The 11,899-nt window shown below is 52.0% G+C and carries 12 protein-coding genes and 1 pseudogene; 3 read left to right on the forward strand and 10 right to left on the reverse strand.

Features of this window, described 5'->3' with window-relative positions:
- Window positions 1-8: 8 nt before the first annotated feature.
- Window positions 9-542 carry a YceI family protein gene (locus KB235_RS13385; protein WP_034815710.1) on the reverse strand — a complete coding sequence of 178 codons (534 nt, stop codon included), beginning with the start codon at window positions 540-542 and terminating at the stop codon, window positions 9-11.
- A gap of 158 nt (window positions 543-700) precedes the next feature.
- On the opposite strand from KB235_RS13385, the pseudogene exaC reads away from it, so the two are divergent.
- From exaC to KB235_RS13400, 3 genes and pseudogenes are all read left to right on the forward strand, one after another.
- Window positions 701-2,221, forward strand: a pseudogene (exaC, locus tag KB235_RS13390) (acetaldehyde dehydrogenase ExaC).
- A 1-nt stretch (window position 2,222) separates the two neighbouring features.
- Window positions 2,223-2,582, forward strand: coding sequence for a DUF779 domain-containing protein (locus KB235_RS13395; RefSeq protein ID WP_211779886.1), 360 nt, complete (start codon window positions 2,223-2,225; stop codon window positions 2,580-2,582).
- A 153-nt stretch (window positions 2,583-2,735) separates the two neighbouring features.
- Complete coding sequence (locus KB235_RS13400) at window positions 2,736-3,467, forward strand: nuclease-related domain-containing protein (RefSeq protein WP_211779887.1); 732 nt, start codon at window positions 2,736-2,738, stop codon at window positions 3,465-3,467.
- Window positions 3,468-3,524: 57 nt separating this feature from the next.
- Here KB235_RS13400 and KB235_RS13405 read toward each other — a convergent pair whose 3' ends face one another.
- The 9 genes from KB235_RS13405 to KB235_RS13445 form a co-directional block, all read right to left on the reverse strand.
- The gene (locus KB235_RS13405) at window positions 3,525-4,595 is read right to left on the reverse strand and encodes an ABC transporter substrate-binding protein (protein ID WP_034805370.1); all 1,071 of its coding nucleotides are present in this window, start codon (window positions 4,593-4,595) and stop codon (window positions 3,525-3,527) included.
- Complete coding sequence (locus KB235_RS13410) at window positions 4,592-5,386, reverse strand: ABC transporter permease (protein ID WP_034815714.1); 795 nt, start codon at window positions 5,384-5,386, stop codon at window positions 4,592-4,594. Before KB235_RS13410 ends, KB235_RS13405 begins: the two co-directional genes overlap by 4 nt.
- Window positions 5,383-6,204: an ABC transporter permease gene (locus KB235_RS13415; protein ID WP_211779888.1), complete on the reverse strand. Its 822-nt coding sequence runs from the start codon at window positions 6,202-6,204 to the stop codon at window positions 5,383-5,385. The genes KB235_RS13410 and KB235_RS13415 overlap by 4 nt, the downstream gene beginning before the upstream one ends.
- Complete coding sequence (locus tag KB235_RS13420; RefSeq protein WP_034815719.1) at window positions 6,191-7,297, reverse strand: ABC transporter ATP-binding protein; 1,107 nt, start codon at window positions 7,295-7,297, stop codon at window positions 6,191-6,193. Before KB235_RS13420 ends, KB235_RS13415 begins: the two co-directional genes overlap by 14 nt.
- Window positions 7,298-7,313: 16 nt before the next feature.
- Window positions 7,314-7,853, reverse strand: a complete 540-nt coding sequence (locus KB235_RS13425; RefSeq protein WP_034805364.1) for a helix-turn-helix domain-containing protein — start codon at window positions 7,851-7,853, stop codon at window positions 7,314-7,316.
- A gap of 260 nt (window positions 7,854-8,113) precedes the next feature.
- On the reverse strand, window positions 8,114-8,284 hold the full coding sequence (locus KB235_RS13430) for a YfhJ family protein (protein WP_211779889.1): 171 nt from the start codon (window positions 8,282-8,284) through the stop codon (window positions 8,114-8,116).
- Window positions 8,281-8,595, reverse strand: coding sequence for a YfhH family protein (locus KB235_RS13435; protein WP_034805360.1), 315 nt, complete (start codon window positions 8,593-8,595; stop codon window positions 8,281-8,283). The genes KB235_RS13430 and KB235_RS13435 overlap by 4 nt, the downstream gene beginning before the upstream one ends.
- Before the next feature lie 69 nt (window positions 8,596-8,664).
- Window positions 8,665-9,840: an RtcB family protein gene (locus KB235_RS13440; RefSeq protein ID WP_034815723.1), complete on the reverse strand. Its 1,176-nt coding sequence runs from the start codon at window positions 9,838-9,840 to the stop codon at window positions 8,665-8,667.
- A gap of 9 nt (window positions 9,841-9,849) precedes the next feature.
- Window positions 9,850-11,895 carry an ABC transporter ATP-binding protein gene (locus KB235_RS13445; protein ID WP_211779890.1) on the reverse strand — a complete coding sequence of 682 codons (2,046 nt, stop codon included), beginning with the start codon at window positions 11,893-11,895 and terminating at the stop codon, window positions 9,850-9,852.
- Window positions 11,896-11,899: the final 4 nt, after the last annotated feature.

The following is an 11,899-nucleotide window of genomic DNA, read 5'->3' on the forward strand; positions in this document are numbered from 1 at the left end:
ACTTTTTATTATGCCTCCGATTCCGTGAACTGGAGCTCGAAATCGAATTTGACTTTCTTATCGACGAGGACGCCGCCCGCTTCGAGCGCTTGGTTCCACGTCAAACCGTAGTCTTCACGGTTGATCGACCCATCACCGGTGAAGGCATGCTTCATGTTGCCCCAAGGATCTTTGGCGCTTCCTTCATACTCGACTTCAAACGTCTCTTCACGCGTCGTCCCGCGAATCGTCAAGTTGCCTGTCAACTCGAATTCGCTGCCGCCTTTTGAGCGGAACGACGTCGACTCGAACACGATGTCCTCGTGTTGCTCCACGTCAAAGAAATCACCGGACCGCAAGTGGTTGTCGCGATCACCATTGTTCGTGTCAATCGATGCCGCTTTAATCGTCACCTTCACACTCGCGTTCGCGAGATCATCCGGTTGCCCGTTCGCCTCGACGTTGAAATCTTTAAATTCGCCTTTCACTTTCGAGATCATCATATGTTTGACGGTAAAGTTGATGGTGCTATGGGCTGGGTCGACTTGATACGTTTTTGCCATAAGTACGTCCACTCCTTCGGATTATGAATTCATTCTAATATGGTTTTTACCACAAATCTTGACTTCAAAACATTTTTTCGCAAATGTGACAAATTATTGTCGAAAAATTTTGACTTTTATCACAACTACCCGTTAGGATGGAAAAGGGAGGAACGACCATGATTTATGAAGTCCCAAACTCGACAGGCACGAAAGTACACTTTAAAGACCGCTATGAGAATTACATCAATGGCAAGTGGACAGCGCCTGCCGGGGGAGAATATTTTGAGAACACCTCTCCGGTCAACGGTAAAGTTTTATGTGAAGTCGCCCGCTCGACAAAGGAAGATGTCGAACTCGCGCTAGACGCGGCTCACGCCGCAAAAGAAGATTGGGGCAAGACGTCGGTGACGGAACGTGCCGTCATCTTGAATAAGATTGCCGATCGTATGGAAGAAAACCTTGAGATGCTCGCTTACGCCGAGACATGGGAGAACGGGAAAGCCGTCCGCGAGACGCTGAATGCCGATCTTCCGCTCGCCATCGATCATTTCTGATACTTTGCCGGGGTCATCCGCTCCCAAGAAGGTGGCATCAGCGAACTCTACAACGACACGGTCGCCTATCACTTCCAAGAGCCGCTCGGTGTCGTCGCGCAAATCATTCCTTGGAACTTCCCAATCTTGATGGCCGTCTGGAAAGCCGCGCCGGCCCTCGCCGCCGGGAACTGTATCGTCTTGAAACCAGCGGAACAGACACCTGCGTCAATCATGGTGCTCATGGAATTGATTGAAGATTTACTTCCGCCGGGCGTCTTAAATATCGTCAACGGGTTCGGGCTAGAGGCCGGGAAACCGCTCGCCTCGAGCGACCGCGTCGATAAAGTCGCATTCACAGGTGAGACGACGACAGGTCGCCTCATCATGCAATACGCGTCACAAAATATCATCCCGGTGACGCTCGAACTCGGCGGCAAATCACCGAACATCTTCTTCGCCGATATTATGGACGCAGATGACGACTTCTTTGATAAAGCGATTGAAGGACTCGTCATGTTCGCGTTGAACCAAGGCGAAGTGTGCACGTGTCCGTCACGCGCGCTCATCCATGAGTCGATTTATGAGCCATTCATGGAACGCGTCCTTGAACGTGTCAAAGACATCAAGCTCGGCAACCCGCTCGACCCTGACGTTATGATGGGTGCCCAAGCCTCAAATGAGCAGCTCGAGAAAATCTTGTCGTACCTCGAGATCGGTAAATCAGAAGGTGCCGAGTGCCTCATCGGCGGCGAGCGCAACGTGATGGATGGTGAGCTCGCGGACGGCTTCTACGTCCAACCGACGATTTTCAAAGGCCATAACAAGATGCGTATTTTCCAAGAAGAAATCTTTGGACCGGTCCTCTCGGTGACGACGTTTAAAGACGACGCCGAAGCAATTGCCATCGCCAATGACACGCTCTACGGCCTTGGTGCCGGTGTATGGACGCGCGACATGAACCGGGCTTACCGTTTCGGGCGTGAGATTCAAGCCGGTCGCGTCTGGATCAACTGTTATCATCAATACCCGGCGCACGCGGCGTTCGGCGGCTATAAGATGTCAGGGATCGGCCGTGAAAACCATAAGATGATGCTCAGCCATTATCAACGGACGAAAAACATGCTCGTCAGTTACAGCGAACAAAAACTCGGGTTTTTCTAAGATGGTGAACCGCGTCGAGGCCACCCCCGCCACGCACGCGCTTCTCGATCGACTGAAACAAAAGCATGGACCACTCCTGTTTCACCAGTCTGGCGGATGTTGTGACGGAAGTTCACCGATGTGCTTTCCCCAAGGTGAATTTCTCGTCGGTGATCACGACGTCTTACTTGGCGAAATCGGGGGGTGTCCGTTCTATATCCACGAGAAGCAATATGATTATTGGAAGCATACGCAACTGATCATCGACGTCGTCGATGGCAGAGGCGGCATGTTCTCCGTCGAAGGCGTCGAAGGGAAGCGGTTTTTAAGCCGTTCGCGTGTCTTCACAGACGAGGAGCGGGCCGAGCTGCAACAGTTGTGAACATCCTTTTACACCAGCCATTTTAACAGATGGCTGGTTTTTTCATTTTTTCTTTTTCACTTTTAAAATTCTGATTTCCACTCCATCTTAAAAACAGCTCTCTCATTTCTCGCCATCTTGTATAGTGAACATAGACAAGAAGGGAGCATGACGATGAGCCAATTATTGAACGACATTCTCGGAAGTATATTCATCTCGTTACTCAGTTTCGCCGCCCCACTTTTTTTGATTTGTGGGACGATCGTGTATTCGAAAGTAAAGCGGTATAAGCAAAGTCAATATTATACACAGACCGGCCATCGCTACATGAAGGTCGTACAAGATATCGGGTTGTATGGCGAATATCGGTGCGTCGCTGAAATCGAGGCACGTCGGCTCGCCCCGCTCATCTTGACGAACCTATACTTACCTCATCCAACAAAGCGAGACCGCACGACAGAAATCGATGTAATGTTCATCGACGAAAGTGGAATCCACGTCATCGAGTCTAAAAATTATAGTGGTTGGATTTTCGGACGGGAGCAGGACAGGCAATGGACACAAACGTTATCCAATCGGAAGAAGTTCAAGTTCTACAATCCAATCAAACAAAACGAGCTCCACGTGCGGGCAGTCGAGCAAGCGCTCCAACTCGACCGGAGCTACTTACATTCTTGGATTGTGTTCAGTGACCGGTCGACGTTGAAACATATTGAATCGTCGACCGTGCCTGTGTTGAATCGTAAAACATGGGCGAAGCAGATAACGACCTCGCTTGAACCTCGCTTGACAGCTGCCGAACGAATCGAGTTTTACGAACGACTCCTGCCTTATATGAACGCCAGTACCGAAGTCCAAGCAGCACATATCGACGCCATCCAACAGCACAAGTCGCCGGTCGGTTAACGTTACCATGATCAAACCTCATGAAAAAGTCCCGCTCACCTTCGAGCGGGACTTCTGTTATTTACTCTGCATTTTGAAGCGCAAATACAACTCGTTGTAATACGCGTTCATGCGCTTGCCTAAATTCTCATACACCTCAAGCTCGTCCGTCACTTCTTTATCGGGATAGAACCGTTCATCCGTGACGACTTCTTCATCGAGGAACTCGAGCGCGGCCTCGTTCGGTGTCGAATAGCCGACATAGTCCGTGTTGCGTGCCGCAATCTCGGCGTCGAGCATGAAATCGATGAACTGATGGGCCCCTTCGACGTTACGGGACGTGCTCGGGATGACCAAATTGTCGAACCAAAGATTCGTCCCTTCTTCCGGGATGACGTACGTCAACTCTTCGTTCTCGTACATGATTTCTGAGGCGTCACCGGACCAGACGACGGCCGCGGCTGCTTCCCGGTTCGCCATGAGCATCTTAATCTCATCGCCGACGATCGCTTTAATGTTCGGCCACAGCGTCTCGAGCTTTTTCTCCGCCTCGAGCAGTTCCGCTTCGTCAGTCGTATTGAGCGAGTAACCGAGCGAGTTCAGACCGAAGCCCATCACTTCCCGTGTTCCGTCCGCGAGCAAGATGTCGTTTTCAAGCGGCATCTCCCATAAATCGTTCCACGACGTGATCTCTCCGTCGACAAGTTCTGGATTATAGACAATCCCGACCGTTCCCCAGAAGTAAGGGACCGAGTATTTATTGCCGGGGTCAAACGACTTATCGAGGAAGCGCGGGTCGATGTTGTCGAAATTCTCAAGCTTGGTATAGTCGATTGGGACGAGTAAATCCTCTTCAATCATTTTGCTGATAGCGTAGTCGGACGGGACAGCGATGTCGTAGGCCGTCCCACCTTGCTGGATTTTCGTGAGCATCGCCTCGTTCGAATCAAACGTCTGATAGATGACCTTCAACCCGGTCTCTTCCTCGAACTCATCAATCAAGTCCTCATCGATATAGTCGCCCCAGTTGTAGACGACGAGCGTATTGTCCCCGCCGAACCCTTGCGCCATATTGATTTGATAAATCCAAAGCAAGATGCCGAAGCTGACGACGAGCGGCGCCGTCAACATGATGACTAACTTTTTCATCGTCTGACCTCCTTCGCCGTGCGTCGCGCGAGTACATAGTACCCGAGGACGAGCATGAGCGTGAACAAGAACAGTAGCGTCGACAAGGCGTTAATCTCAAGCGAGATCCCTTGACGTGCCCGTGAATACACTTCGACCGCGAGCGTCGAGAACCCGTTCCCCGTGACGAAGAACGTGACGGCGAAGTCATCGAGCGAATACGTGAGTGCCGTGAAGAACCCGGCGAAGATGCCCGGTGTGATGTACGGCAAGATGACTTTCGTGAGCACGTCCCATGTGCTCGCCCCTAAATCGCGCGACGCATCGATTAACGTCGGGCTCATCTCTTGTAGCTTCGGCAAGACGAGGATGACGACAATCGGGACCGAAAACGCGATATGGGCCAACAGCACCGAGTAGAACCCGAGCTGAATACCGAGCATCGTGAACAAGATGAGAAACGACGCCCCGATAATGACGTCCGGGCTGACAATCAGCACGTTGTTGAGTGACAAGAGCGACGTCTTCGTGAACTTCTGCTTGGCCGTATAGATGGCGAGCGCACCGATGACTCCGAGCACGGTCGAAATCGTCGCCGAGAGCAGCGCGATGACGATTGTATTTAAGACGATGACGAGGAGACGTGTATCGGTGAAGAGCGCCTCGTACCATTCGAGGGTGAACCCTTCAAAGCTGCTCATCGTCCCACCGCTATTGAACGAGTAAACGACCAAATAGAGAATCGGCGCGTAAAGAATGAAGAACACCGCCATCAAATACAAGTTCGCTAATTTGAATTTTCGTTGTTTCATCGGCGCACCGCCCCTTTCGCACCCCAGTCACGCGTGATGACCATGACGAGCACCATCGCCAAAATCAAGAACACGGCAATCGTCGAGCCCATGCCCCAGTTTTGCGTGACGAGGAATTGTTGTTCAATCGCCGTACCGAGCGTGATGACACGGTTCCCGGCGATGAGACGTGTAATCATGAAGAGTGAGAGTGCCGGGATGAAGACGATTTGAATCCCGGACTTGACGCCGTCGAGCGTGAGCGGGAAGATGACCCGTCGGAACGTCGTCCAATTCGAGGCCCCGAGGTCACGCGACGCATAGACGAGTGACGGCGGCAACTTCTCGATGGCGTTATAAATCGGCAAAATCATGAACGGGATAAAGATATACACCGACACGAACACGAAACTGAAATCCGTGAACAAAATCTGCCGTGACCCGATACCAATCGCATCTAAAAACTGGTTCGTGATACCGTACGTCCCGAAAATCCCGAGAAACGCGTAGGCTTTGAGCAACAAGTTGATCCATGACGGCAAGATGATGAGGAGGAGCCACAACTGTTTGTGCTTCGTCTTCGTCAACAAGTACGCCGTCGGATAGCCGATGAGAAGCGAGAAGAATGTGATTAAGAACGCGTACCAGAACGACGACAGCGTCATCGTCAAATACGTCGACGTGAAGAACGTCCGATAGTTCTCTAAACTCAAGTTCCCTTCAATATCAAAGAAGGAATAGTAGAGAACGAGGAAGAGCGGTGCGATGACGAACAGGGCAATCCACACCCAATACGTCGTCATATAGACCGTCTTCGCCGTTTGACTAGTTCGATTCATGGCCGACCTCCTCATACGATTCGAGGCGGCGGTCGAACTCTTCTTCCGTTTCTCCTAGGCGCATGACATGAATCGCTTCCTCGTCGAACGTGAGCCCAATCTTGGATCCGACGACTGATTTTTTCGTCGAATGGACGAGCCACTCGTTCCCTTCCTCGTCATAACAGCAAATCTCATAATGGACGCCGCGGAACAGCTGGGAATCGACATCGACGACAAGTTTTGCCGACTCGACCGACGTCATCTCCAAATCCTCTGGACGAATGATGACTTCGACGTTCTCATTGCGGTCGAATCCTCGGTCGACACAGTCGAACGTCTTCCCAGCGAACGAGACGATGTTGTCTTCCGGCATGACGCCCGGCACGATATTCGATTCGCCGATAAAGTCGGCGACGAAACGGTTGATCGGTTCGTCGTAAATGTCGGTCGGCGTCCCACTTTGGACGATGCGCCCGTTGTTCATGACGAAGATCTCATCCGACATGGCGAGCGCTTCTTCTTGGTCGTGTGTGACGAAGATGAACGTGATACCGAGGCGCTGTTGCAATTCGCGGAGCTCATACTGCATCTCGGTCCGGAGCTTCAAGTCGAGCGCCGAGAGCGGTTCATCGAGCAAAATGACTTCCGGCTCGTTGACGATGGCGCGCGCGATGGCAACACGTTGGCGCTGCCCGCCCGACATCTCATCGATTTCACGCGATTCGTATCCGACCAAGTTGACGAACTTGAGCGCTTGCTCGACTTTCGTCTTGATGTCGGCCTCTTTCATCTTCTTGATGCGTAGACCGAACGCGACGTTCTCGAACACGTTCAAATGAGGGAAGAGTGCATAGTCTTGGAACACCGTGTTCACTTGACGTTTATTCGCCGGCACGTCATTGATTCGTTTCCCATCAAAGTGAATGTCTCCATTGGAAGCCTCGATAAACCCCGCGATGAGCCGAAGAATCGTCGTCTTCCCGCATCCCGATGGTCCGAGTAGCGTGTAGAACTTCCCTCGCTCAATCTCAAAACTGATGTTCTCTAAGACGACGGTATCGTCGTAGCGTTTCGACACGTTATCAAAACGGATAATTGTCTGTTCGTTCATCTCATTTCCTCCCTGTTCATAAATATGAATGTGTCGCGACAACGAGACATTCGGTCACGTCCTCGTAATCGTTGACGAGTTGGTGCGAGTCCGACGCGACATAGTAAAGTGTTTCACCCGCTTTGGCAAAATACGTATGGTTCCCAAGCTTCAAAGCGACGCGTCCCGATAACACATAAACGAACGTCTCCGAGCGCGAAGGCTCGTAACGCTTGAACTCACCGTGTCGGGCGAACGTCAGTAAAATGGGCTCCATCTCTTTCTCATTCGATTCCGGGATCAGCCACTCGGTCCGGTATTTTCGTTCCTCGTCGGCATAGACGGTCCGGTCGTCCTCAGTGTAAACGACTTTTTGAAAAATCTCTTCATCGAAAAACTCTTTCGGTGAACAACCTAGCACTTCCAATAAGTCAAAGAGTGTCTCAAGCGAGGGCGAACTCAAGTCCCGCTCAATTTGCGAGATGTACCCTTTGCTCAAATCGGTGCGTTCCGCCAACTCTTCTTGCGTCAATCCGTTTTTAACGCGGAGGCGCTTCAATTTTTGACCGACTTCCAAGTCGCGTTCCTCCTTTCGACTTTGCGGTAAGTTTAGTGAAAGATGATTCCAACTAAAGAAAGTTTATAAATACTTAACTATCAAGCAAACAAATAGCGCCTTTTATTATAACCAACTGTAACACGTTTGCAAGTAAAAAATCACGCCAATTTGGCGTGATTTTAGTGAAGATCTCGTTTTGACATCAAGTGTTTGAACTTCTCGTTTTTCGTTTGGAATAGATGTAGTTGCGGGCCATACGCATCAATCTGTTGGACGACTTACTGAAACGATTTCGCCTCCCCCGGATACGGTTCTCCGGCTCGGGCAAGCGTCGTTTCAAAATCCTCCCACAGCACTTCGACCCACGTCAGCGCTTCGAGCTCGCTCAACACATCGTTTTTCGCCTTCAAGATTTCGGCCAACCGTTCATATTGCTCGGACCGGTTCATGCCTTCACCTCCGACAGTTCAGAGAGCGGAATCGCACGCTCCATCATTTCGCCTTCGAACGTCCCCCACCCCATGACGCCGTTGACGAACTTCAAGCGGAACGGACGTTCATTGTAGTTGACGATATACGTCTCTCCCGGTTTGAACGACGACGGGTCAATCAAATAGCTCTCGGCGATGGCGATGCGGCGCAAGACGACTTCAATCTCACTTACCATCCCCATCTGCTCCGCTTTCCGCTTCCGTTCGTGGAGCGCTTGAATCTCTTGCTCCAATTCGTATTTCGATAAGTCACTCAATCGTTTTTCCATTTCGTTCACCTCACTTGTAGCGTATCAGATTTTCGATAGAAAAGAAAAAGGCGAAACTGAACAGATCGTTCAGTTCGCCTTGAAGTTGTAGAGCGGTTTAATGACTTGGTCGATGGTGACGGCCGGTTCGATATAGCGAACGATTTCCTTCATCGATTTATAAACGAACGGTGACTCGTCAATCGTTGACGGCCGGACCGACGTCGACCAGACGCCGGACATCGCTCGTTTGAACTCATTGAAGTCGACACGCTTCCGCGCAGCCGAGCGTGACATGATGCGTCCGGCTCCGTGCGGTCCGGAGAAGTTCCAGTCGGGATTCCCTTTCCCGGTACAGATGAGCGAGCCATCCCGCATGTTCATCGGGATGATGACCCGTTCCCCGTCTTTCGCCGAAATCGCCCCTTTTCGAAGGATCCGATCGTCATGGTCGATATAGTTATGCACCGTGTCGAATTGGTCAAGGACGCTCCAGTTCATCGCCTCGACGATGACATCGGTCATGGCAAGGCGGTTCATCGCGGCATACTGTTGCGCGATCCGCACGTCGTGCATATAATCTTGCATCGCGTCACCTTCGACGTAGGCGAGGTCGCGGAATTGTTTCCGCGTCTCACGCTCTGTCTCGAGATACGTTGAAATTTCATGCTCACGTCCGGTAGCTTTCAACTGTTCAATCGCTTCCATCACATCCGTCGTCTTCATCATGTGTTCGATTGCGCGACTTTGATAATGATCGGCAATTTGTACACCGAGATGGCGTGACCCCGAATGGATGACGAGATATGTCCGCCCGTTGTTCTCATTTACTTCAATAAAGTGATTGCCCGACCCGAGCGTCCCGACCGAGCGTAAGGCACGGTCGAGTTTGAACGGGGCCCGGACGTCTTCTAACGGAAGCTTCGCGGCATAAGCATGGGCTTCTTCCCGAATGTTCATCCCGCTCGGCACCGCTTGACGAATGACGTCATCGAGTTTTTGAAAATCGATTCGTTTCGCCTTGATCTCGGTACAGAGCATGCCGCATCCGAGGTCGACGCCGACCAAATTCGGCACAATCTTATCGTGAATCGTCATCGTCGTGCCGACGACCGAACCTTTACCGGCGTGCATGTCCGGCATGATGCGAATCGTCGCGCCTTCTGTGAACGGTTGATCGACGAGCGTCTGCAGTTGCGCACGCGTCATATCATCCATACGTTCATTGAATACTTTGGCGCGGTTGTGCTTTCCGATAATCTCCATATTGCCTCCTTAACTGATGGCTTGTTGTTTACTTTGTAGCTCATGCATGCGGGCGTAGACACCGCCGTCTGCGATGAGCGATTGATGGTTCCCGCGTTCGATGATGTGACCATGGTCGAGGACGAGGATTTGGTCGGCTTCTCGAATCGTCGACAGGCGGTGGGCGATGACAAACGTCGTCCGCCCTTTCGTCAGCGTCTTAAGCGCCTCTTGGATGAGCGCCTCTGTCTCTGAATCGACACTCGCTGTCGCCTCGTCTAGGACGAGGATGGCCGGGTCGAAGACGAGCGCGCGCGCGAAGCTGATCAGTTGTCGTTCACCGCTCGAAAGCGATGCGCCACGTTCGATGACCGGTTCCTCTAGTCCGTTCGGCAACTGCTTGACGAAGCGGTCGGCTCCGACCGCCGTGAGCGCCCGCCAGACGCGCTCATCGGAAATCGTCTCGTCGCCGAGCGTCACGTTCGTCTTAATCGACCCCGTGAACAGGAACGGGTCCTGGAGGACGATGCCGAGATGGTCACGGACCGCTTGTGTCGGCAGTTTTGTCACGTCCATCCCATCGATGTTGAGCGCCCCATGTGACGGATCATAGAAGCGCATGAGCAGGTTCATGATCGAGCTCTTGCCACTTCCGGTATGCCCGACGAGCGCCACCGTTTCTCCAGGTGCGGCGTGGATGTCGATGTGTTGGAGCACCGGTTTTCCGGCCTCATAACTGAACGAAACGTCATCGAAGACGACTTCGCCTTTAAAGCGTGGGATGCGTTCTGACGACACGTCTTCCCCTTTCTCATCGAGCAACTGGAACATCCGGTCTGCCGAGACGAGCGCCTGCTGGAGTGGCGACAGTTGGTTCATGATTTGCGTCACCGGTTCGAAAATCCGTGAGACGTAATCGATATACGCGTACAGAATCCCGAGCGTGAGCACGCTGCCCGTACCGAGCGTCTGCGCCCCAACGACCCAGATGAGCAAGGCAAGCGCCATATTGCGGAAAAAGTTGACCAAGTTGTGCGACATGAGCGCGTCGAGCTTGAGCAACTTCCGACGCGTCTGGAAATTGTCACTGTTCTTCTCGTTGAACTCGTCATAGACGAGGTCTTCTTTCACATACGATTGAATGATTGGCATCGTTTGAATGCTTTCATTCAATTGGGCGTTCATATCGGCGACGAGTGCCCGCACCCGGAAGTTGTTCCGTGTCGACAGACGTTGGAACAACTTGATCCAGACGATGACGACCGGGATGATGATGAGCGAGACGAGACCGAGTCGGACGTCTAAGAAGAACATGGCGATCAAGACACCAATCATCATGACGACGCTTTGGAATACACGGGCAAGGACGCCTAAATAAAGGTCGCGAATCGTCTCGGTGTCGTTCGTGACCCGGCTGACGATTTTCCCGATTGGTGTCTGGTCAAAGTAACGCACAGGAATCGTCTGTAAGTGCCGCATGACATCGAGCCGCATCGTCTTGACGATTTGGTGGGCCGAACGTTGGAGGAGCATCTGTTGTCCCCAGTTCAACCCTGCCGCAATCAAAAGCAAGATGACATAAAGTCCGGATAAGAAGAGGACGGCCCGGAGATCTGTCTCATAAAATTGGAACACGTCCGTCGATGAGAGCGGCACGATGTTTTCGTAAGTGGCGGCCTCATCGCTTCGCGTGATGGTGAGGACGTCGTTCTCTACTTCGCGGACGCCCCCGCTCATGACGGCATCCGGCACGAGATAGTAGCCATCTGTCGTCTGGACGATCGAGACCGGCCGGACGACCGTCTCCCCATCGAGTCTTGATTCTTTCTCGTAGACGTTCCCGGCAAACGAGACGCTACCCCCTGATTCGACTTGTACCCAATCGCGCTCGATGGCGACGATATGGTCGTCAATGATGATTTTTGCGATATACGGACCGGCAAGTTCTGCGCCGACCGCTAAAAAGAGTAACAACAGACCTAGGAAAATCGAACGCTTCACTTGTTTGGCATAGCCGACGAGTGAGCGAATCGTCTTTTTCCTGCGAACTGGATCTAATTCGTGTTGATCGATCATGAGA

The sequence above is a fragment of the Exiguobacterium alkaliphilum genome (genome assembly GCF_018138125.1).
GTDB lineage: Bacteria > Bacillota > Bacilli > Exiguobacteriales > Exiguobacteriaceae > Exiguobacterium > Exiguobacterium alkaliphilum.